This window comes from Actinomadura chokoriensis (assembly GCF_041463665.1).
Lineage (GTDB): Bacteria > Actinomycetota > Actinomycetes > Streptosporangiales > Streptosporangiaceae > Spirillospora > Spirillospora chokoriensis_A.
The window spans coordinates 218,530-240,162 of record NZ_JAXCEJ010000003.1; the positions used below are offsets into that span (position 1 = coordinate 218,530).

Here is a 21,633-nt window from a genome sequence, read left to right on the forward strand (position 1 = left end):
GCCGACTACCTAAGATCGGAGCGTGGACGCCACGGAAGTCAGGGATGAGCCGCCCGGGCCCCGCGCGGAGCCCCGGCCGGTCCGCGTCCCCCGGAACGAGGGCCCCGCGCCCGGCGACCGGGGCCCGGACGGGACGGCGGGCGCCGCGGGCAGGCTGGGCACGGCCGGCGCCGTGGACAAGCTCGCCTCCCGGGTGGCCCGGCGGATCGAGGCCGAGGTGATCGCCCAGGGCTGGCCGGTCGGGGAGGTCCTCGACTCCGAGCCGGTGCTCCGGGAGCGCTACGGGGTGAGCCGCACCGTGCTGCGCGAGGCGGCACGGCTGCTGGAGCACCACCAGGTCGCCCGGATGCGGCGGGGCCCCGGCGGCGGGCTGGTCGTCTGCGCCCCGGACGCCGAGCCTACCGTGGCGGCGATGGTCGTCTACATCGAGTACCTCGGCACCGACCTGCGCGACGTGCTGCACGCCCGCCGCCTCATCGAGCCCGTGCTCGGCAGGCTCGCCGCGGAGCGCATCGACGAGGACGGCATCGCGAGGCTGCGCGAGACCCACGCGGCGGAACTGTCGCCCGCGCGGGCCGCCGAGTGGGCGGGCGGGCTGTTCCATACGGTGCTGAGCGAGATGACCCGCAACCCGGTGCTCCAGGTGTTCATCGAAGTTCTGGAGCAGCTCGCCTACCGCTACGTGGCCCTCGCGCAGCCGATGCCCGAGGGCGAGGTCCGCCGCTTCACCGGTACCTCTCATCACCGGCATGCCGCCATCCTCGACGCCACGGTCGCCGGGGATGCGCCACGCGCCCAGGTCGAGCTGATCAAGCACCTGGACGAGGTGACCGGGTGGTTCCGCGACGCGATCGGCGAAGACGGGACCGGCGAGGGGCCGGCGGTCCGGCTGGCGCCGGAACCGGTGGGTCTGGCCGCCGGTCGCACGCTGGCCGAGGTGGTCGCGATGCGCATCTACGAGGACATCGTCCGGGAGCGCATGGAGGCCGGGACGGTTCTCGGATCCGAGTCCGAGCTGATGGAGCGGTACGAGACCAGCCGCGCGGTGCTGCGCGCGGCCGTCCGGCTGCTGGAGCACCATTCGGTCGCCATGTCGCGGCGCGGCCCCGGTGGCGGGCTGGTCGTCACCCACCAGGAGCCGAGGGCGGCCATCGACGCCACCGCGCTGTACCTGGCCTACCGCCGCGCCGCGCCCGCCGACCTGCTCGTCGTCCGCGAGGCGATCGAGGTCGGGCTGGTCGCGCAGCTGGCCGCCCGGCGGGACGAGCCGGAGGTCGCCGCGCGGCTGGCGGCGACGCGCGACCGGCTGGGGCGGCCACGGGGCACCGAGCCCGATCGGGACTTCCACGCCGAACTCGCCGAACTGGCCGGCAACCCCGTCCTGACCCTCTTCCTGCGGATCATCACGGAGCTGTCCAGCCGCACCGGGGCGCCCGGCGGCTGCGGGGACCGCGGCGGCGCGCGGCACCCGATGATCCTCGACGCGATCCTGGACGGCGACGCCAGCCTGGCCCAGTACCGGATGAGGCGCCACCTGTCCGCCTGATCGTAAGCGCTTTAAGAGCACTCAATTCTCTGGATATCCCGGATGCTCGCTGATCATCCCTTGAGCTCGCTGAATTGTGAGCACTATAATTTCTCCATGGATCAACCGACGGCGCGGCCCGTGCCGCAGCCGACCCTCGCCAGCGCGGACTTCTGGGCCGCTGGCGGGGACGGGGAACTGCGCATCGCCCGCTGCGGCGACTGCTCGGCCTACACGCATCCGCCGCTGCCGCGGTGCCGGTCCTGCCGGAGCCCGGCGATGGCCATGACGCCGGTCGGCGGCAGGGCCGCGGTGGCCGGGTTCACCGTGAACCACCAGCAGTGGCTGCCGGGCTTCCCGCCGCCCTACGTCATCGCGATCGTCGTCCTGGACGAGGACGAGGGGGCGCGCCTCACCACGAACATCGTCAACTGCGACCCGTCCGACGTGCACGTGGGGATGCGGGTCAGGGTCCTGTTCGAGAAGGCCGGCGAGGTCCACGTCCCGCTGTTCGAACCGGACCCGGACCATCCGGGCCGGGCCGGGCACGTCCCCGGGCCGCCCGCGCGCCGTCCCGTGCCGCGCCCGATGGCCGCGCCGCGCAAGTTCGAGGACAGGGTGGCCCTGACCGGCGTCGGGCAGTCGGCGGTCGGACGCCGCCTCATGGTCGACCCCCTGTCGCTCACCGCGGACGCCTGCCTGAACGCGATCGAGGACGCGGGCCTCACCGCGGCCGACATCGACGGCCTGGCCACCTACCCCGGCCCGGCCCCCGCGGGCATGTCGGAGGGCGGGATCATGGCCCTGGAGGAGGCCCTGCGGCTGCGCCCGACGTGGGTCAACGGAGGGTCGGAGACCCCCGGCCAGATCGGGTCGATCACCTCGGCGATGCTGGCGGTCGCCGCCGGCCTGTGCCGGCACGTGCTGTGCTTCCGGACGGTGTGGGAGTCCTCCCACACGGCCCTGGTCCGCTCCGGCCGGTGGCCCGTCCCGGAGGGTCCGGCCACCGGCATGATGGAGTGGCGCCTCCCGTTCGGCGCGGCGTCGGCGGCGAACTGGATCGCCTGCCAGGCGTCCCACTACTTCCACCGGTACGGGGGCGGCCGGGAGACGCTCGGCTGGATCGCGATCAACGCGCGGCGCAACGCCGCCCGCAACCCCGAGGCGGTCTACCGCGACCCGCTGACCATGGACGACTACCTCGCGGCCCGGATGGTCTCCTCCCCCTTCGGGCTGTACGACTGCGACGTCCCGGTGGACGGAGCGGTCGCCGTCGTCGTCTCCGCCGTGGAGACGGCGCCGGACCGGCCGAGGCCGGCCGTGCTGGTCGAGGCCGCCGGCACCCAGATCACCGAGCGGCTGAGCTGGGACCAGGACACCCTGACCCACCTGCCGCAGTCGCTCGGCCCCTCGGCCCACCTGTGGAGCCGCACGTCGCTGCGCCCGGACGACGTCGACGTCGCCGAACTGTACGACGGGTTCACCTTCAACGCCCTCTCGTGGCTGGAGGCGCTCGGGTTCTGCGAGTTCGGCGGCGCCGCGGACTTCGTCGACGAGGGCCGCGGCATCGCCCTCGGCGGGCGGCTGCCGCTCAACACCCACGGCGGCCAGCTGTCCGCCGGGCGGACGCACGGCTACGGATTCGTCCGCGAGGCAATGCTGCAACTGCGCGGCGAGGCCGGGGCCCGGCAGGTGCCGGACGCCCGGGTCGCGGTCGTCACCGCCGGCGGCGGCGTCCCGTCGGGCGCCCTGCTGCTGCGCGCGGACCGCTGAGGCCCCCGTCCCCCTCACGAAAGGCACCCGACCGTGATCGACGCCGAGGACCGCTTCGCCCCCGCCGACGACGACCTGCACCGCCCGAGCGACGACTTCTACGAGACGGAGACCTTCTGGTACTCCTTCTTCGTCCCCGAGCGCGACCTCGGCGGGTGGCTGTACGCGTCCGTCCGCGGCACCCCGGGGACGACGGGCGGCGGCATGTGGATGTGGGATCGAACCGCGACGGCCCCGTGGGGCCTGCCGTTCTTCCAGCAGTTCGGCCATCTCAAGCCGCCGGTCCCCCGCGGGCCCGGAACCCTCGACTTCCCCACCGGCCTGTCGGTGCGGACGCTGGAGCCCGGCATGTCCTACGACCTGCGGTACGACGACCGCGATCGGGTCCAGGCGCGGTTCCGCTTCGACGCCGTCGAGGAACCGGTGCCGCTGCGCCGCGGCGAGCCGCCCTACCCCAAGGCCTCCCACTACGACCAGACGGGACGGATCACCGGCCACATCGTCCTGGACGGCGAGCGGATCGACGTCGACTGCCACGCCATGCGCGACCGGTCCTGGGGGCCGCGGCACGAGCGCGGCTACCGCCGGGTCGGCTACACCTGGGCGGCGTCCCCCGACCTCAGCTTCCTGACCTACACCGCCCCTGACAGCGCCGGCGCCGAACACGTCTACAGCGGTTACGTGCGGCGCGACGGCCGCGTGGCGCGCATCGTGGACGGCCGCCGCGAGGTCGAACGCCACCCCACCGAGAACTGGGTGACCGCGATCTCCGTGGAGGTGCGCGACGAACTCGGCCGTGTCACGGCGGGCCGCGCGGACGGCACGAGCCGGATGTTCCTGCCGGGCGCCACCTCGCTGTGCCTGTGCACCTGCCTGCGCTGGACCGTCGAGGGGCGACCCCTGAACGGCGAGGACCAGGACGTCTGGCCGCTGAAGGAATGGCCCCGGGATTGACCACCCCCGACGCATGGAACCGAGGAGCGTGATGGGCATGTCCGCGTCCCCCGAGGAGGAGCCGGCCACCGGGCTCAGCCAGGCCCTCGTCGACTGGATGGCCGGCGCCGTCCAGGGAAAGATCGTCTCCTATGACCGGCGGCCCGGCGGGGGACGCCGCGAAGCCTGGTTCGTCGACGCGGAGACCGCGGACGGGACACGGCTGGAGCTGTTCCTGCGCTACGACCGCGGCAAGGGGGACGAGTCCTTCACCCTGCACGACGAGGCACGCTTCTTCCTCGCGCTGCAGGACACGCCCGTCCCGGTGCCGCGCATCCATGCCGTGCACCCCACCGAGCAGGCCATCCTCGCCGAGCGGGTCCCCGGCCGGACCTGGTTCTCCCAGTTGCGCGACGAGGAGCAGCGGATCCGCGTCGCCCGCGAGTTCATGGGCATCCTCGCCGCCCTGCACGCGGTCGACCCGCGCCGGATCCATCCCACCGCCCCGGACGCGGGCCTGCGCGACCTGCTGACCGCCGAGATCGACCGCTGGGAGGCGCTCTACCGGGCCTCCGCGTCCCCCGCCGACCCGCTCGTCGAACTCGGGCTCGCCTGGGTGCGGGGCAACGTCCCCGACGCCTCCGGCCCCGTGGTGATCGTCCAGGGTGACACCGGCCCCGGCAACTTCCTCTACGAGGACGGCCGGGTCACCGCCGTGCTCGACTGGGAACTGGCGCATCTGGGCGATCCCCACGACGACCTCGCCTGGGTCACCCTGCGCGCCGTGCAGGAGCCGTTCACCCACATCCCCGACCGGCTGGCCGACTACGCGGCGGCGTCCGGACGCTCCGTGGACCTGGACCGCGTCCGCTATTACCGGGTCCTGGCCGAACTGCGCATCCTGATCCTGGCCCACCGGGGGGCCGGACACCCCGACCCCCTGGGCGAAGTGGGCAACGGCCTCGTGTACACGACCCTGCACCGCCGCCTGTTCGTCGAGGCTCTGGCGGACGCCATCGGCGCCGCCCTCGAAAGTCCGGCGCCGATGGCCCCCTCCCCCGGCGCCAACGACCGGTTCTACGACGCGGCGATCGCCCAGATCAAGGACATCATCGTCCCGCGCAGCGAGGACCCCTTCGTCGTCCTGCGCAGCAAGGGCCTGGCACGCATCCTGAAGTACCTCCGCGAGAGCGAGCGGCTCGCGGACGCCAAGCGCCGCCGGGAACTCGACGACCTCGAATCCGTGCTCGGCTCGCGCCCGGAGAGCGTGGCAGCGGGCCAGGCCGCCCTCGCGGCGGCACTGCGGGAGGGCGCGGTGCCGATCCCCACCGCACTCCCGGTACTCCATCGGTGGGTGCTCCGGGAAACGCAGGTCTGCCTTCCGGCCATGGGCCGTCTGGCGGACCGCCACTACGACCCCCTCTCCTGAGAGCGGCGATTTGATCAACGAACGCCGAGGGTATGCGAGCGGCGTCCGAGGGAGGGCGGTTCAGGAGGCGCACGACAGAAAGATGTCAGTGAACACTGGCGCAATCCGCTTGCGAGGCTCCATAGTGCTGCCATGAAGCGATCCATGATCACCGTTCTCGGGGTGGCGGCCACCCTCTTCGCCGTGCCCGGGACGGCGCAGGCGGCCGTCACCGACTTCCACGCCGTCTCGCTGCCGTTCTTCTGGCCGACCGCAGTGCTGGACGAGGTCACTCCGGACGGCGCAGGCGGCGTGTGGGCCGGAGGCTCCCAGGGCGCCTACTGCATTCCGCGACTCGACTACTGCGAGGCCTACAACGGCAACCCGGTCCTGCGGCGGTACACGGGCTCTTCCTGGAAGGAGTACCCGCTGAAGGGATGGACGGGAGACGGAGGGGTCGGCACCATCTCGTCCTACGGCACCGAGACCTGGGCTTCCGCCCGCCGAACCTGGGGGGACACGCCCGGCTACCTCGCGCGGTTCGACGGATCGGCCTTCCAGCGCGTGGCCGGGGTCCACGCCGAAGGGGACCGGGTCAGCACAGGCCCGGCCGGCACGTGGCTGTACAACGGACCGGGTTCCGTCTACCGGCGTGACGGCAGCGCGTGGACGCCGTTCTCGATCCCCGGGGAGCTGCGCTCCATCAACGATGTGCAGGCGCGCACGGCGACCGACGCCTGGCTCGTCGGCGACCGCTACACCGACCTCGGGAACCACTCGCTGCCCGGCCTGGCCCACTGGGACGGCACATCCTGGACGAGCGTCACGCCCCCCGAACTCCCGGCGGGCGTCAACGACTGGATCACCAGGGTCGTGCCCGTGGCCGCGAACGAGGTCTGGGTCATCATGAACGGCTACCTCGCCCACTTGAGCGGCGGCGAGTGGACGGTCGTCCCCGCGCCCACGGGTACCGAAATGCTCTACGACCTCGCGGTCGACGCGTCCGGCACCCCATGGGTGGCCGCCGGCACCGGCAGCAGCCCGAACCTGTACCGGTACAGCGGCGGTGCATGGGAACTCGCCGCCGTCCCGTCCGGGACGCGCGTCAAGGGGGTCACCGTCCTGCCTGGCACGTCCACGGTGTGGGGCGTCGGCTCCAGCGACAGCAACGCGGCGGCGATCACCAACTCGTGAGCTGAGCTGGACGCCCGGGGCGGCCGCCGCAGAGGTACCGCACGTGGTGCCTGGCCGCCCCGGCACTTGCCGGAAACCCGTCCACACAGGTCACCGGCTTGGGACCGGATACGGATGCGCTCTCTTGGTGACTTCCATCAACCGGGTCGCCGCGTCGGCGAGGGGTATGGCTTCCTGTTCGATCCGGCGGAACGGGGTGACGCCCGCGGTCGCGATGGTGTCGTACGCGGTCGCCTCGGCGTCGGTGAGGCGCGGCAGGGGCACCGAGGACGACTTGATGGGGCGACCCGCCTTGTCATGGTTCAGCCCGTGCTGGGCGTAGCGGTGCAGGTCGGTGGCGTCCATCAGGATCGAGGCGACCGGTTTCGGTGGCGCGTCGTCCGGTGCGGGCTCGGCCAGCGCGGCACGGAACCCGTTGAGGATCGCGTATCCGTCCGCGTCGATGTCTCCCCAGTAGACGACGTGGTCCGCAGCGCGGATCCAGGGCACGTTCGCGAGCAGGGCCGCGGCCGCCTTGCCGACGCCCTCGACGACGATCGTGTCCCTCACCGGCGGGAACCAGAGCCGGGAGTCGCGGTTCTCGACGACGAGGACGATCCGCGGCCGGTAGGCGATGTCGTGCGTGTCGCCGGTGGTCCAGGCGTCATGCCTGCGGCGGCCCGACCCGGCATGGTCGGGGTCGACGTAGGTCAGGTGCACCACGGCCGGGCGGGGCCGGACCTCATCCCGGACGTCGCGTCCGGCGACGTCGCGCAGCAGCGCACCATGGGTGTCGAGCCACTTGGTGTGCATGCCGGGGATCGGGAGCTGACGTGCGGTCCACGCGCTCGCGTCCGGGTGCCGGCGCAGCCAGGTCACCGCGCTGAGCAGCACCTCTGCGTCGACGGCTCCGAGCTGGCAGGCGGCCCGGACGGTGGCCGGGGTCACGACCGCGCCGGCGGACCGCAGCGACGACGCGAGCGTCCGGGCGCGGGCGACGTCCACGGCAGGCGGTCCGGTTCCGGAGACGAGGGCGACGGCGGCGTCCAGGTCCGCGACGAGCGTGGCGGGGTAGTCGTCCGTTACGCCCTGGACGGACATCGGCTTGCGGACGATCGCGACGCCCGCGAGTTGCCGGTCGGTGAGCTCACGCCAGCGCATGCGCCACGCGTACCAGGCGGGGTACCCGACCCGCGCCACCGCACCACCGGTCGACACGCCGGGACGGAGCGGGACGGAGAACGTGACCGGGTCGCCGCCGCCGAGGTCGGCGCACACGGCGTCCGCCCATTTCCGGTGGACCTTGCCGCGGAGCGACTCGATCGCGTCGTCCGGGCTGATCAGCCGGGAGGTGACGCGTCCGGAACCGCCACGATGGGTTTCGCCCATGACCGCCCCTCGGGGTTCTTGAGAATCAGGTATTCCGCGTCCACATGAGGTTCGATCGCGCTGTGCTTGTCGTTGGGGGCGCCGATGACGAGCTGGAAGCCCAATCCGCGCCAAGCGCCGATGGCCCGGCCGGTGAAGTGCGCGTCCGCCTTGATCAGCGCCTCGTCGAGGAAGACGGGGGCGTAGCGGGGGCGTTCGGCGCCCGCGTCGCCCAGCTGGTAGCGCAGCGCGGCGCCGACGATGAACGCCACCAGTTCCTGGGACTCGCCGCCTGACTTCTCCCCGATGTGGTCGTAGACCGCGACATGCTCGCCGGCGAGGTCGCATTTCTCCGCGCTGATCCGGACATGGTTGCGCACGTCGACCAGGTCGGCGAAGTCGGGCGCGGTGCGGCGGATGCGGTCGATCACCTTGGCCATCCGGTGATAGGCGCGTTCCCGGTCGGCGTCCGTGGCCGCCTTGTCGATGACCGTGCGCACCTCGCGCAGCTCCTTGCGGAACCGGGCGCGCACCGACGAGTGGCTTTCCTGCGGGTCGATGCGCAGCCGGTGGCCGTCGTCGGCGAACGGCAGTTCGGCGAGGATGCGGTTGACCGGGTCGATCCGGTCGCGGATCTCCCGGACGGCCGCGGCGAGCTCGCTGTCCAGGCTGGTCAGGTCGTTGCCGGAGAGTTTGAGCAGGCTGTCGCGCCACTCGGTCTCCAGCTCGTGCAGGCCGCTGGTCTCCAGATCGGTGAGCAGGCGCTCGAAGTCGCGGTAGGAGGCTTCCGGTTCGGTGCCGAGGTTCGGGTTGGGCCAGCGCTCGACGAACGTCGAGAACGTCTCGTGCAGCGCGTTCCGCGACCGGCTGATCGACTCCTCCGCCGACTTCCGATCGCCGTGCATCCGTTCGACGCCGCGGCGGTGCGCGGCGTCGAACTCCGCCAGCGCCGTCGCCGGGTCGGCGCCGTCCGGGGCGTCGTCGAACAGCGCCGCCAGGTACTCGCGGTGCTCCCGGCTCACCTCGGTACCGGTCGCCGCGGCGGCGTCGAGCGCCCGCTGGGCGCCGTCCACCTCGTCGACGATCTGTTCCCAGGACTTCTCCAGCCGCTCCGCGTCCTTCTTCTGTCCCCCGATGTGCTCGGTCAGCTTGGTGACCTTCCGCTTGAGCTCCTCCACTTCGCCCTGGAGCCGGTCGATCTCCGGGTTGCCGGCGCGGACCTCGGCGATGACGCTCTCCCACCGTTTCCGTTCGGCGGCGACCGACTCGACGTCCACCTGGTCCCAGGACAGCTCGGTCACCGTCCGGTAAGCGGTTCGTCTTTCCTCGAACGAGTTGAGGTCCTGCTCCGCCTTCGCCGCCCGCGCGACGGCGTCGTCATGGCGTTCCCGGGCGTGGCCGATCCGGATGTCGAGGTCGGCGAGCAGCCTGGTGTTGGTGAACCCCAGCAGGTTGGCCCGGCCGTGGCCGCCGTGCGCGCCCCGGCCGCGTTGCGACGTCTGGCCGGTGATGGTGAGCGCCTTCGGGTACTGCACCAGCAGCCCGGGCGTCTCGACGCAGACGAAATCGAACCCGCGAGCGAGCTCGCTCTTGAGCCACGCGGTGAACGGCGACGGACGGTAGTCGAGCCGGCCGGGAAGCGTCTTGTCGTTCAGCCCGACCTCGTCGCGCATGCCGGTGCGGACGCCCTCGAACTGGATGCGCCGGGCGACGGGCACCGCGTTGATCGCCTCCCGGAACGAGTTCAGCCGGCCGATGTCGATCAGCATCCGGGTGGCGAACCCGCCGAGCGCCAGGTTGAACGCCTCCCGCCACGGCTCGAACTCCGTGCGCACCTCGATCAGCTCACCGACGAACGGCAGGTCGTCCGGGGTGAGCCCGGCGGCGTCGGCCAGCAGGTCGCGGGCGGCGTGCAGGTCGGTGGGAATGTTGCCGCGGCGGGCCTTGACCGCGCGGTGCTCGGCGCGCAGCCCGGCCAGCTCGCTTTCGGCGGCCTTGCGCTCCGCGGTCGCCTCGGCGAACTCGTTCTGCGCGGTCTTCCTGGCGCCGGAGTCGGCCAGGGCCCGGTGCGCCGTGTCGACCAGCGCGGCGAAGTCCCGACCGGTCGGCACGGTGGCGCCGATGGTGTCCAGGACCTGGTCCAATCGCGTCCGTGCACGTTCCACGTCCGCCAGCCGCTGCTCCACGCCGCGGATCTCCCGGAGCGCGGTGTCCAGCCGGTCGCCGCCGGAGGCGCGCAGGATGTCGAGCACCGCGTCCCGCCGGGACTCCGCCCCCTTGATCAGCGTGGCCGTCTCCCGCACGTCCTCCTCGGCCCGGCGGCGCCGTCCGGCGAGGTCCCGCTCGGCCGCACGCAGCAGGTCGAGCCGGCGCTCGTGCCGCCACAGCGTCGCGGCGGACGCCGGGTCGGTGAACGAGCCGACGTCGTCGATCACCCGCAACCGCGTCACCGCCAGGTCGATGGCCTCCCGGTGGTCGCGGATCGGGGTCAGCGCCCGCACCTGCCGGCGGGCCGCGATCATCCGGTCGCGGGTGCCGGACAGCTCGTCGAACTGCTGCACCACCTCGTCCGCCGTGGCGAGGGTGGACGGCTCCTCCAGGACCATCGTCTTGTACAGCGCGTCGACGGTGGTGATCTGCTGTCCGGCCTGGATCCTGCCGAGCAGCCCGACCGCCTTGTGCCCGTCCCCGGCGGCGCCGATGCCCAGCGTGGTGTGCAGCCGGGCGGTGAAGTCCCGGTCGGTGTCGAAGCAGGTCAGTCCCGTCGCGGCGACCGCGGCGCGGGCGAGCCTGCTGCCCGCGGGGCCGTCCAGCTCGCGCAGGTCGTAGGCGTCGTCGCGGGTGGCGCGGACCACGACGACGTCGTCGAGGGTGCGCCCGGACGACGGCACGTACCAGGCCCGCAGCGCGGTGAACACCGCACCGCTCCGGTCGGCCCAGGTCATCGCGATCGCCGACCAGGTGTCACGGCCGTCCCCGCGCAGCACCCGCAGCCTCGTCTCGCCGTCCGCCCGCGACTCGTCGAGTTTCCCGCGCGCGTAGGAGAGGATGTTGCGCTGGTCCTTGCCTCGCGGCCGCCCCACCACCCCGCCGTTGGACGCCCCGTTGAACGGCGTGGTGTGCGGCATCAGCAACGCGATGTAGGAGTCCATCAGCGTCGACTTGCCCGACCCGGAGCCGCCGCTGAACAGCGTCGCGCCGGGAGCGAACCGGACGCGGTGGTACCCGTCGTAGCCGCCCCAGTTGACCAGCTGCAGGTCCCGCGCCACCCACTGCTGCCCCCGCGATGCCGCCGGGATCAGCCCGAACAGCGTGTCGATCATGCTCATGGCGCGGCCTCGTTCTGCTCTCGCAGCCAGCTGTTCAGTTCGGTGAGCTTCTCGGTGCTCAGCACGACCTCGACCAGCGGCGTGATGCGGTACCGGCCCGCGGACTCCTCCGCGAGCAGGCCCTCGGTGGCCAGGCGCTGCACCGCGGTGCGGATCTCGCGCTGGCCGCGGGCGAGGTTGTGGTCGGCTGGATCGAAATAGGTCAGGACGGTCTGTTCCAGCTCCTCGATGTCGACCCGCGCGGACGTCTCGCCCGTGCCGCGTTCCCGCTGGAAGACGGTGCGCAGGTAGACCAGCACCAGGGTCTCGGCCCGGTTGTAGGGGTCGTCCCTCAGCAGGATCGGGACCTCCAGCTCCGCCGAGCGCACCTGCTGTTTGTAGGCGATGCCCCGATCGTGATCGACCACGAGCCGGACGAACAGGTCGTGCAACCGCGACTCGATGATCTGATGGTTCTCCAGCAGCGTGCGCCACTGCGCCGGGTTCTTCTCGGCCAGCAGGAACCTGCGTTGCAGCAGCCGGACCAGCACCCGCCGCACGTCCACGTCCAGGGTGCCCCTGTCACCGGCGAACAGTTCGGTCGGGTCGTCCTCCATCGCCACCGGGTCGATGAAGCCGGCCGCCGCGCCGGTCGACCAGCCGTCGTCCGCGCCGTCCGGTTCACTCATCGTCGCTTCCCGGTGTGTCGTCCTCGGCGCGGGCCGGCGCCGGGTTCGCCGCCAGCACGCCGCCGAACGCGAACCGCCGCCGGGTCCGGTCCGGCCGTACCGCGTCGACCACCGCGACCTCCGCCGTGTCGGTCATTCCGAGATCATGGGCGATCTCCAGCAGGCCGAGCAGATCCACCGGCCGCCGTATCTCCTCGGCCGCCGCACGGAACGCGGCCGCGACGTCGACGCCGTCCGCGCCGCCCGCGAACGCCGCCAGATGCGCGCGCAGTTCGGCGTACTGCGGACCGCCCCACGCCCGGGTGTCCGCGGACGGCACGTCCTCCGCCTCGTCCCATTCCCGCAGCGGCGTGGGCGGCCGCGGCGGACGCGGGTCGCTCATGGTCTGCCGCAGCTGCCCGACGTCGGCCACCGGCAGGCGGCGCAGCGGCGCGACGACCGCGCCGCGGCGCGACCCCGGCACCCAGGTGTGGAATCCGGACATCACGTCCCGCAGCAACTCGTCCACCTGGCGGTCCCGCATCGGGTCGTGGTTGCGCACCTGGGTGGTGATGACGTGCGACGCCTGACGTTGCGCGGCCAGCACCTCCTTGACGCCCTGCTCGATCCGGCGTGCGATCTCGGCGAGCTCCCGCCGCTGCGGTTCCGGCATCAGCTCGGTGAAACCGTGCCGCAGCACGGTGCGCAGCAGACCCCACAGGTCGTCGATCTGCGCCGGGTCACCGATCAGTCGCAACGCCCCGGCGAACGCGCGGCCCTCCGGTGTCGCGTCCATGATCTGCCGGCCGCGCTCCAGGTACTCGCGCAGGACCTCCCCGGTCGGCCGCACATCCTGCCGCAGGTCGGCGACGACGTCTCGCTGCATCATCTTGATCGACTCGGCGACGCGGGCGAAGTCGGCGGGCAGTTCCCGCGCCAGATGCAGCACGTTCTCGGCCGCCTCGAGCAACTGGTCGTCGTCAACGGTGTCGACGGCGCCGCCCCGTTCGAGCCGGTCGAGTTCCCGCCGACGCTGGTCGATCTCCGTCTGCAGGCGCGCCATCCGGGCCATCACGTCCGGGTCCGCGTCCTGCGCGAGCCGCTCGACCGCCTCCAGCAGCGTCCGGACCCGGGACTCCGACACCCTCGTCCGTGCCCCGCCGACCCGGCCGGCCACCTCGAGCGCGCCGACGCCATGGGCGGACAGCCGGTACACCTCGACGTCGTCGGAGACCTGCCGCACCAGCCAGCCCGCGTGCACCCACTGCCTGCACAGGTCACGGGCGTTCCCCGCCGGCAGCGGCTGGTCGCCGTCGTCGCCGTAGCCCGCGGCCCGCAACTGGTCGAGGGCGTCGGCGATCTCCGCGTGGGCATCCGCCACCGCCACCGTCGGCCGCTCCGGCGTGAACATCATCGCCAGCACCGTCACCACGAACGGCGCGTAGGTCCGGTGGAGCAAATCGAGCATCGGGTTCTGGAACGCCCGGAGCGCACCCTGATACGCGCCCTCCACACCTCGTGTACCCATCGCCGACAAGAGTAGGACCTGTGGCTCACCCGCCACGCATCCAAGAACCGAAACCACCGTCCTCATCACACCCGATGGGACAGTCAGCCACGGCTGTCGACGCGACGAGGACCTTGGTCCGGTGACGATGCCACAGGCCGGAGGAGCAGGCAGGGTGCGGTGCTCGGCCGCGCTCATGGGCAGGAGATCGTCCGGGCATGGCGCCGGACCAGGCTCACGATCGACGGGGCGATCCTGAGGCGCGGCAGAATGTCCGGGCGGAACCAGTGCAGCATGATGCCTTCGGTCAGCGTCAGCATAGACGGGTCACCGTCCCAGCGGCCGACGAAGATCTGGACCGAGAAGGCCGGGAGTTCGCCGTTCACGGCCTCTTCCACGGCGAACGGCTCCAGAGCGGGAATTTCGAGCCCCGCCTCTTCTCGCAACTCCCGGTGGATCGTCTCAGTGAGGGAGTGGTCGCCGGGTTCGCGCCCGCCGCCCAGCAGGGACCACGCGCCGGGCTCCACTATGCCGGGGATGTTGTCACGCAGATGCAGCAGGTACTCGCCGCGATCGTTATGGATCAGCGCCGAGGCTACCGACGGCCCTGACTCGAATGAAGTCGTCACTGCTGCGTCATCTCCGCGTTCAAGGCCGACGGTTGATGCGACGTGACCACAGATGCTTTCCGAGGCCGCCTATGGCTGGTCGTCCGCGGCACCGCTGACGGCCGCGGCCACCAGGGACTTCCAAAAACGGGGATCCCGTCTGGGTTCCTCCGTCGTCCTGGTAGCCGGGCCGTCGGGGATCTGTGTCAGGAGATCAGTGGAAGGTGAAGGAAGCGCTTGCCACCTGTGCCGTGGCCGGACAGAGGAAGCCGCCGGAGAGCTTGGTGGCGGTGAAGGGGCCGCCGGTGTAGGTGCGCGTCGTCCCGCTCCGGGTGACCGACACGTTGGTCACCCGGTATTTGCAGGTCATGCCGAGGGCACTGCCGCTGACATCGATCTGTGCGGACGAGGCCGTGCCGGCGGCGTCGTTGAAGGTGATCGTCGGTGAGGCGGCGAGGGTCACGGTGACGCCGGCTCCGCATTGCGGGACGACCGTGGTGTGGTCGACGCTGAGGGTGTTCGGCGGTTTGTCACTGGTGGTGGCATTGGTGAAGGTGCAGGTATAGCCGAGCGCGGAGAGGGTGCCATCGACGAGGCCCGGGGTGGCGGCGTGGGCGGGGGCCGCTGCCAGAGCCACGGTGGCGGCCATGGTGGCGAGGCCGGCGAACAGGGTGCGCGATCTCATGCGAGGTCCTCCTCTTCGGTGCGTGCGGCGGGTCTTCCGCCCCACGCGGAACCTGGGGTGGGCGTGTGAGTGTCCTGGTCCGGGATGCCGCGCTACCAGCGGAGAGCGCCGGGGGCACGGCCCGGTCATGAGCTCGGTCGGCCGAGCTCGCGGTTACGGCTGGGTGAAAGTCGCAGGCGGCACTGAGGGTCACTGACTCCGGGCACAGGAAACCGCTGGTGCGGGTGGCGGGCTGGTCGGTGAAGGTCGCTGTGCCGGGGATGCCAGTGGCGTAGGTACCGGTGAGGTCGCCACGGCGGGTACAGCCGCTGGCGCTCATGGTGAACCCGGTGAAGGTGCGGCCGGCGATGGCCGAGGCGATCGCGGTGAGCTAGGTGGGGCGGGACAAGGGAGCCCTCTTTCCAGAGGTAGGCGCCGATGCGGGCGCCGCGGGGTGGGGGTTCGATGCGCGCGTCGTTTCGTCCCTGCAGCACAGGAACACGGACGCACGGAATCGAGGGTGGGAGCGGGAGCGCCGTGCCGGCTCGACAGACGTTCCAGTCTTTCGTAGAACGCGTTCTACGGCGAACATAAACAATGACGACAGAGAGGTCAACACCCAAGTGAAGATCACTTGTGGTCTTATCACATCACTGATGCACAGGCGCTTGCAGTGCATGAAGTGATCAGCTTCAGTCGAACCATCAATTTCAAACGCCTCGGATCAGCAAAATGGGACGGCAATGCGAATAGCGACATCCGAATTAAGGTCGGCGAGGGATCGGTGTAATTGTTGCCAGGGAGTCACTGGCCATGGATCGGGGAACACGGCCCTGGGACTGGAGGCGGGCTGGTCAGCTTGGGGTTCCGTCTCCGGCCCCGCCTGCTCGGGCGGCAAAGTCGAAACGCGGCGCGGAGCGGCTCAACGTCGCGGTGGGCACCGAGATCGGCCAGACGCTGTTCAGCGCCTCCGACAGGGCGGCCATGAGGTCCGGGACGTCCTTTGCCGCCGAGGCGTGCATCCCCTCCGCGATGATCAAGGCCGAACGCGTCGTGTCGCGAACGGCCGAGTGGCCGCTCTGCCGGTTCGTCCATCGCCGGGCGTGCGCGTGCCCGGCGGCGTCGACGAAGGTCACCTCTCCCGGTTCCGGGGTGTCCGGTTCTCCCGACAGTGTCAGGTAGTTCTCGTCACCCGCCGCACGCCGGACTTCGAGGTGCCGGGAGATCCTGGCGACGTCCAGCGCGGCCACCGGGATGGCGAAGGCGAGTGAGGCGGCGTTGCAGAGGTCGACCAACGGGTGGATGCGCGGCAGGGCGCCTTCTTTGCGGAAGCGTCGCAGCAGTGACTCCGAGGCGCATCGATACCGTGTCGGCTTGAGTCCCATCTTCGAAAAGGTGCGCCGCCAGGCCTGGATCTCGGGCAGGTCGGCCTCCGTGCCCGCTGCGAGCCGCGCCTTGGCGACCGTGGTGAACGCCTCGACCCGGGGCTCGACGACCGCGTCGGCGGTGATCCCCGTGGCGACGAGCGCGCCGGCGACGAGTTCGGGGTGCTCAGACCAGATCTCGTCCGAATGTTGGAAGTACATGTTCGGGTCCGTCCTGGGATCGGCGGTCATCGGGCGGCGAGTGCGAGTTTGGCGCTGAGGGCGACGAAGGATCCGGCGAAGCTCCTGCGCAGCCAGGCCATCAGCCGCGGCCGCGTGGTCACGTGGTCCCGCACCGAGGCGGCGAGGACGCCGTATGCGGCGAAGACCGCGAGTGTCACCAGCATGAACACGGTGCCGAGTTGCAGCGTCCGCAGCACGTGGCCCGGCTCGGCGGCGTCGACGAACTGCGGCAGGAAGGAGAAGAAGAAGATCGTCAGCTTCGGATTGAGAAGGTTGAGCAAGATGCCCGAGGCGATCACGCGTCCGGCCGGGCGCGGCGCGGTCTCCGCCTCGGCGACGATCGGATCCGTGTCCTTGAGCATCGCCCACGCCATGTACAGCAGGTAGGCCACCCCCAGGTACTTGACGAACTGGAACGCCGTCGCGCTGGTGTGCAGCAGTGCCGCCATGCCGGTGATCGCCGCCACCATGTGGGGAACGATGCCGAGGGTGCATCCGAGCGCGGCGACGACGCTCGCACGACGGCCGTGCGACAGGCCCGCCGACAGTGCGTAGATCGCCCCGGTGCCGGGCGTGGCGACCACTATGAGCGTGGTGACCAGGAACGCGATGCTCAAAGGGGCTCCCCTATGGGTTCCGGTGACGGCCGTTCTCGTGACCGCAACTCTGCCGCCACAATGGCCTGATGGACAGGTCCAATGAAGCTTCCTTCGAGGGGGCCATCGCGGCACGGATCGACCTGTCACCGGGCGTGCCCGACCTGGCCACCTTCCCGCGGGCCGCGTGGTTGCGCGCCGAACGGTCGCTGCTCGCCGACCTGGTGTCTTCGGCCCCCGGATACGGAGATCCGCGCGGATCCCCGGCGTTGCGCGGCGCCGCGGCGAACCGGCTCGCCCGCAACCGCGGGATCCTCGCCGACCCCGCAGACGTGATCATCACCTCCGGCACCGCCCAGGCGCTCGGATTGTTCGCCGAGGTGCTCGCCGGGACCGGGATCCGCGAGGTGGCGGTGGAGGACCGGCGCGCTGCGCGCGACGGGCGCACCGGCTGTCCTGCTCACGCCGGCGCATCAGTTCCCGACAGGGGTGGTGCTCAGCGGAGATCGGCGCCGTGAGCTGATGCGGTGGGTCGATGACGGCGGCCTATGGAGTCAGGAGAACTGGAACGCCATCTACGACTACTCCGCAGACGCCACCGCCGTCGCCGGGACGCCATGATCGAAGCCTGCTACCGGACGCGACGGTCCACGGCGCCGCAGCGGGACTGCACCTGACGATCACCTTCGACGCCGGGTTCTCCGACATGGACCTCGCCGCCGCCTCGCTCGCACGCGGGGTGAAGGTGCAACCGCTCTCGTGGCACCGGCCGTGTCCCGGCCGCCCGGGGCTCGTGCTCGGCTACGCCGCGAGCACCCCGACCGTCATCGCCGAAGCCGTGGCGGTCATCGGCGAGGCACTGCGCCGAGTGCGCTGACGCGACTCCGCAGGCCGCCCCATCGGAGCATCATGGGGCACGGCGCTGCGAGCGAGACCGTCGCGTGTACTCCTGGCCGAGCGCAAAAAGCAGCCAGGTGAGGGCGGTGGCGTCGTCGACGATTCCGAACGGCAGGAAGACGTCCGGGATCAGGTCGACCGGAGAGACGATGTAAATCACCGCGATCACCATCGCGACGATCTTGCCGGTGGACGTCCGGTAGAAAGCCTGAGCGGCCGCACCGGAAGGCCCACCACGGCGGCGCCCGCGCAGCCGTAGGATGCCGACGACCAGCAGGATCGCACCAACGGCCATTACGGCAGCCCCCGCCGCGGTGATGTCGACACCTCCCAGGTCACCGTCCACAGTAAGTGCCGGGACGGCACCCGCGACAACGAGGACAACTCCAAGCCACACCATGCGCACCTCCGGGGGGACGTGTACTCCGGTATTGCCGCCCCACACGGTTTCACTCCACCGGAGACCGAACCGGCAGTCACCGGCGCGGCGATCCTGAGGCGTCGCCTCCTCTGTGCCCGGCGCCCCTCCCCCGACTTCCCCGAAGTCCCCGAAGTCCCCGAAGTCCCCGACGAGCCATTTCACGGAAGTTCGACGCGTACCCTGGATACTCACGCGTATTACTCCGTCGCCATTCATTCTGAGCTCCTCGTTGAGCCCTTTTCAGCAATTATTCTGCTGTCCGAGTTCCCGGGAAAATCGTCGCCGATCTGGCAGTGAGCGTTGGTCGATCTGCGCGCTGGCACGCCGTAGACAATGAGGTCCAGTCGGGAATGCGCGCAGGCAAAGAACGCCCATTCCCGACCAACCGTCGGTGAACACCCGTGGCTGGTCGGGGAGCTTTCCGGAAGATTCAGGGCACTTTAGTCGGTGATCGCACCGTCCAGGCCGGAGCGCTTCAGATCCAGCGTGCTCAGGTCGCACCCACGCAGGTCGACGCCCGTCAGGTCACACTCACGGAAAGAAGTGTGGTCAAGGATCGCCTCGGTGAAGGCCACGCCGGTCAAGGTCGCCGGCTGGATCATCGCTTTGCCCAGCAGAGTGAAGGCGATGGTCGCGTTGACCACCTCGCTGTAGCCGAACCCCGCCCGGGTAAGGTCGGCGCCGGTCAGATCGGCACCGGTAAGGTCGGCACCTGAGAAGACAGCGCCGCGTGCGGAGACTCGCGACAGATTTGCGCCCGCGAGGTCGGCACCGGCGAAGACCATCTTGTCGAGATCCAACCCGCGCAGATCGGCACCGGAAAGATCGAGCTGCTCCTCCGCGTTGTCGGCGCGCCACTGATTGAAGACGAACGGCCCCTGTCTCAGGATCCCGATAACGTCCGCTGTTCCCCGTATCGCGCCGACCTCCCCGTCGAGACGCCCCACCCGTTCAGGACTGTCGACGGTGTACGCGACGTGCGCGTCGAGGGCGGCGACGTCCTCCCTCGCGATGGCGAGTCCTGCGGCGATTTCGTCATCGTACGGATACATCTCCGCAATCGCCTCCGTCATCACAAGGCGAGTGCTCAGCAGTTTCAGCGCGTTCTCCCGATCGCCGTTGCTCTTGGCCAGTTCGGCGAGGCGTTGGAAGGCCAGGCCGGCTTCCATGGCCGTTTCCGGGCTCGCATTCGCCTGGAAGAGCCGGGTACGGATCGAAGAGCATTCGGCCCAGGTCTCGTATTCCTTGTCCTTGTGCTCCGGCAGGTCGAGCGCGCGGTACACCTCGCCCAGGTGCTGCAACGAACCAGCGAGCCGCTGGTCTGCTTCGATGAAGGTCGGGTGCTCGGCCGCGAGTTCGTGGTAGATGTCCACGGCGACCGTGAGCACGGCCTCGGCCGCCACCAACCGGCCGTCGGCGAACCGGGCCTGGCCGCAGGTGTCGTGCGCGGCGCCGAGGCAGAACCTGGCCTCGTCGCGCTGCGGGTGTGTGGCGGCCCACTCCTTGACGCCGGCAAGCGATCGTTCGGCCACCTCTCGCGCAGCGCGCGGGAAGCCGTGCCGGATCAACATGGCGACCAGGTGGTCACGGATGGGACGGTGGTGGCCGTTGCCTGCCGGCACGTACGGCGCGATCTCTCCCAGCAGCGCCATCCCTGCGTACTCGAAGTCTGTTTCCAGGCTCTCGATGATGGCGAGGACGAAGTGCGTCAGATCGCCCATCCCCTGAACCGCTACCAGGTTCCGGCAGACGGCGACGTAGTCGTCGAACGTGCCGCCGTCGTGTGTCCGGCTGTAGTGCATGTTCATGGCACGTTCGTAACGGTCGGCGATCGCCGGGCCCTGGTGCGGCGCCAGCATCTCCGCGATCCAGCGGTCGGCGAAGTAGACGGTGTCCCCGTCCCACCCCTCCCACGCGTTGAGCAGTCCGAACTCGGCCAGCCGGGCCGCGGTGGCCTGCACGCTTTTGAGCTCCGCCTGATCGGGCGCCGGGCGCTGCCTCCGTTCCGGCTCGCTGGGGTCGCAGGCAACGGCGAGGTCGTGTGCGGTGAAGGGGACGGTGGAGATCGCGGCCTGGAGCAGGGCCTCTCGCTGTCGCCCTGTCAGCTCGGCCATGATGAGGTCGAGCGGTACGGCCTCCTCCGTCAGGGCCGCGAGCCGTGCTCCCCCATCCTCGGGGTTCGCCGACAGCCAGGCATCGACCAGTTGCAAGGACCGTGGATGCGCCGCGGTCGAGCGGACCACTCGCTCGCGGGCGGCCGGATCCACCGCGGACAGGAAAGGCAGTCCGGCTGCCAACTTGGTACCCGCGGTGAGGTCCAAGGGGTCGAGCCGTAGGACGCCGAGCCGGTCGTCCGTCGTCGATGGCGGCAGCGTCCGGCTGGTCACCAGCACCCGGCCCCGATCAGCAGACTGGCACAGTCGGTCGAACGCCTCGCCGAAGCCGGGATCCAGGTAGCCCGTGCCGCCGAGGTTCTGGCTCAGGTCGTCGAACAGCAGGACGAGGGGGAAGCTCTCCAGCAGTCGGCAGGTCGTGTCGAACATCGCATCGTCCGACAGGGCCGGGCTGAGGTCCCCCATCACGCGCGCTTGTTCCAGGGAGAGCTCTTCGCCCCATCCTGAGAAGGCCTCCCTGACACCTTCGAACAGCGCCTGCGGAGACCATCTGCCCACCATGGCGGCTACTGCCCAGCCATCGGTTTCAAGCTGCCCGAGAACCTCGCAAGCCAAGGCGCTCTTGCCCATGCCCGGCCCCCCGGTAATCACAAGCCCCGCAGGACCTGCGGCCAGCATGGTCATCGCGGCCCGGACGTCCGGCTCCCTGACCAGGCCAGACGATCGGAGCCGCCGCACTTCCGGGCTCATGTGCGATTCCTCGTCCACAATCGGTCCTCCAGAAGGTACGACAAATTTCACCCAACAAGAAGCAATTTCCGATGAGCCTACTAGATCACCAGGGGTCTCCGAATAAGCCAGTTGGTGGGCTAAGTGGGCGTTTGATCCTATAAATTCTGTTTTATTCCGGTCAGGTTCCGTGCCCGGCGGGAGTGTTTCGCCGGTGAGGCGGCGGCGGTGTCCACCGTCCACCAAGGTCTCGCGGACGCTGGGATGGCGGCTGCCGATCTGCTCGATCAGGGCGACGCCAGCGGCCGAGTCCTGGGCTGAGGGGCGGCGACCA

17 protein-coding genes are annotated in these 21,633 nt (G+C 70.6%); 7 read left to right on the forward strand and 10 right to left on the reverse strand.

Annotated elements, in window-relative coordinates:
* The first annotated feature begins 22 nt into the window (after positions 1–22).
* The 5 genes from SM418_RS07225 to SM418_RS07245 all read left to right on the forward strand — a co-directional run bounded on the left by SM418_RS07225 (position 23) and on the right by SM418_RS07245 (position 6,833).
* Complete coding sequence (locus SM418_RS07225; RefSeq protein WP_371939874.1) at positions 23–1,546, forward strand: FadR/GntR family transcriptional regulator; 1,524 nt, start codon at positions 23–25, stop codon at positions 1,544–1,546.
* Between the two features lie 96 nt (positions 1,547–1,642).
* Positions 1,643–3,298 carry a thiolase C-terminal domain-containing protein gene (locus SM418_RS07230; RefSeq protein ID WP_371939875.1) on the forward strand — a complete coding sequence of 552 codons (1,656 nt, stop codon included), beginning with the start codon at positions 1,643–1,645 and terminating at the stop codon, positions 3,296–3,298.
* A 33-nt stretch (positions 3,299–3,331) separates the two neighbouring features.
* Complete coding sequence (locus tag SM418_RS07235) at positions 3,332–4,252, forward strand: DUF7064 domain-containing protein (protein WP_371939876.1); 921 nt, start codon at positions 3,332–3,334, stop codon at positions 4,250–4,252.
* Positions 4,253–4,289: 37 nt separating this feature from the next.
* A complete protein-coding gene (locus SM418_RS07240) occupies positions 4,290–5,660 on the forward strand; it encodes a phosphotransferase family protein (protein ID WP_371939877.1) in 1,371 nt (456 codons plus the stop codon).
* 132 nt (positions 5,661–5,792) lie between these two features.
* Positions 5,793–6,833 carry a beta propeller repeat protein gene (locus SM418_RS07245; RefSeq protein WP_371939878.1) on the forward strand — a complete coding sequence of 347 codons (1,041 nt, stop codon included), beginning with the start codon at positions 5,793–5,795 and terminating at the stop codon, positions 6,831–6,833.
* Between the two features lie 90 nt (positions 6,834–6,923).
* Here the strand turns inward: SM418_RS07245 and SM418_RS07250 are convergent, their stop codons facing one another.
* The 8 genes from SM418_RS07250 to SM418_RS07285 all read right to left on the reverse strand — a co-directional run bounded on the left by SM418_RS07250 (position 6,924) and on the right by SM418_RS07285 (position 17,159).
* Entirely contained in the window at positions 6,924–8,201 is a 1,278-nt protein-coding gene (locus SM418_RS07250) for a Wadjet anti-phage system protein JetD domain-containing protein (protein ID WP_371939879.1), read from the reverse strand.
* Positions 8,153–11,509 carry an ATP-binding protein gene (locus SM418_RS07255; protein ID WP_371939880.1) on the reverse strand — a complete coding sequence of 1,119 codons (3,357 nt, stop codon included), beginning with the start codon at positions 11,507–11,509 and terminating at the stop codon, positions 8,153–8,155. Before SM418_RS07255 ends, SM418_RS07250 begins: the two co-directional genes overlap by 49 nt.
* Entirely contained in the window at positions 11,506–12,177 is a 672-nt protein-coding gene (locus SM418_RS07260; RefSeq protein WP_371939881.1) for a DUF4194 domain-containing protein, read from the reverse strand. The genes SM418_RS07255 and SM418_RS07260 overlap by 4 nt, the downstream gene beginning before the upstream one ends.
* The gene (locus SM418_RS07265; protein ID WP_371939882.1) at positions 12,170–13,684 is read right to left on the reverse strand and encodes a DUF3375 domain-containing protein; all 1,515 of its coding nucleotides are present in this window, start codon (positions 13,682–13,684) and stop codon (positions 12,170–12,172) included. The genes SM418_RS07260 and SM418_RS07265 overlap by 8 nt, the downstream gene beginning before the upstream one ends.
* Positions 13,685–13,857: 173 nt before the next feature.
* Positions 13,858–14,292 (reverse strand): NUDIX hydrolase, encoded by a 435-nt coding sequence (locus SM418_RS07270; RefSeq protein WP_371939883.1) that lies wholly within the window; start codon positions 14,290–14,292, stop codon positions 13,858–13,860.
* A gap of 193 nt (positions 14,293–14,485) precedes the next feature.
* A complete protein-coding gene (locus tag SM418_RS07275) occupies positions 14,486–14,956 on the reverse strand; it encodes a hypothetical protein (protein ID WP_371939884.1) in 471 nt (156 codons plus the stop codon).
* An 833-nt stretch (positions 14,957–15,789) separates the two neighbouring features.
* The gene (locus tag SM418_RS07280) at positions 15,790–16,521 is read right to left on the reverse strand and encodes a B3/B4 domain-containing protein (RefSeq protein ID WP_371939885.1); all 732 of its coding nucleotides are present in this window, start codon (positions 16,519–16,521) and stop codon (positions 15,790–15,792) included.
* A gap of 26 nt (positions 16,522–16,547) precedes the next feature.
* A complete protein-coding gene (locus SM418_RS07285) occupies positions 16,548–17,159 on the reverse strand; it encodes a LysE family translocator (protein ID WP_371939886.1) in 612 nt (203 codons plus the stop codon).
* Between the two features lie 68 nt (positions 17,160–17,227).
* Between SM418_RS07285 and SM418_RS07290 the strand changes: the two genes are divergently transcribed.
* A complete protein-coding gene (locus SM418_RS07290) occupies positions 17,228–17,656 on the forward strand; it encodes an aminotransferase class I/II-fold pyridoxal phosphate-dependent enzyme (RefSeq protein WP_371939887.1) in 429 nt (142 codons plus the stop codon).
* A 17-nt stretch (positions 17,657–17,673) separates the two neighbouring features.
* Positions 17,674–18,015: a hypothetical protein gene (locus SM418_RS07295; protein ID WP_371939888.1), complete on the forward strand. Its 342-nt coding sequence runs from the start codon at positions 17,674–17,676 to the stop codon at positions 18,013–18,015.
* A 30-nt stretch (positions 18,016–18,045) separates the two neighbouring features.
* Here SM418_RS07295 and SM418_RS07300 read toward each other — a convergent pair whose 3' ends face one another.
* Together SM418_RS07300 and SM418_RS07305 are read right to left on the reverse strand one after the other, a co-directional pair.
* Complete coding sequence (locus tag SM418_RS07300; protein ID WP_371939889.1) at positions 18,046–18,381, reverse strand: YkvA family protein; 336 nt, start codon at positions 18,379–18,381, stop codon at positions 18,046–18,048.
* 515 nt (positions 18,382–18,896) lie between these two features.
* On the reverse strand, positions 18,897–21,320 hold the full coding sequence (locus SM418_RS07305) for a pentapeptide repeat-containing protein (RefSeq protein ID WP_371939890.1): 2,424 nt from the start codon (positions 21,318–21,320) through the stop codon (positions 18,897–18,899).
* Positions 21,321–21,633 lie beyond the last annotated feature (313 nt).

Excerpts from the sequence above, each read along its gene's own strand:
- SM418_RS07230 (WP_371939875.1), top strand. The coding sequence starts at position 1,643 with ATGGATCAACCGACGGCGCGGCCCGTGCCGCAGCCGACCCTCGCCAGC.
- SM418_RS07240 (WP_371939877.1), top strand. The coding sequence starts at position 4,290 with ATGTCCGCGTCCCCCGAGGAGGAGCCGGCCACCGGGCTCAGCCAGGCC.
- SM418_RS07245 (WP_371939878.1), top strand. The coding sequence starts at position 5,793 with ATGAAGCGATCCATGATCACCGTTCTCGGGGTGGCGGCCACCCTCTTC.
- SM418_RS07250 (WP_371939879.1), bottom strand. The coding sequence starts at position 8,201 with ATGGGCGAAACCCATCGTGGCGGTTCCGGACGCGTCACCTCCCGGCTG.
- SM418_RS07255 (WP_371939880.1), bottom strand. The coding sequence starts at position 11,509 with ATGAGCATGATCGACACGCTGTTCGGGCTGATCCCGGCGGCATCGCGG.
- SM418_RS07260 (WP_371939881.1), bottom strand. The coding sequence starts at position 12,177 with ATGAGTGAACCGGACGGCGCGGACGACGGCTGGTCGACCGGCGCGGCG.
- SM418_RS07265 (WP_371939882.1), bottom strand. The coding sequence starts at position 13,684 with ATGGGTACACGAGGTGTGGAGGGCGCGTATCAGGGTGCGCTCCGGGCG.
- SM418_RS07275 (WP_371939884.1), bottom strand. The coding sequence starts at position 14,956 with ATGAGATCGCGCACCCTGTTCGCCGGCCTCGCCACCATGGCCGCCACC.
- SM418_RS07280 (WP_371939885.1), bottom strand. The coding sequence starts at position 16,521 with ATGTACTTCCAACATTCGGACGAGATCTGGTCTGAGCACCCCGAACTC.
- SM418_RS07290 (WP_371939887.1), top strand. The coding sequence starts at position 17,228 with ATGGACAGGTCCAATGAAGCTTCCTTCGAGGGGGCCATCGCGGCACGG.
- SM418_RS07295 (WP_371939888.1), top strand. The coding sequence starts at position 17,674 with ATGACGGCGGCCTATGGAGTCAGGAGAACTGGAACGCCATCTACGACT.
- SM418_RS07305 (WP_371939890.1), bottom strand. The coding sequence starts at position 21,320 with ATGAGCCCGGAAGTGCGGCGGCTCCGATCGTCTGGCCTGGTCAGGGAG.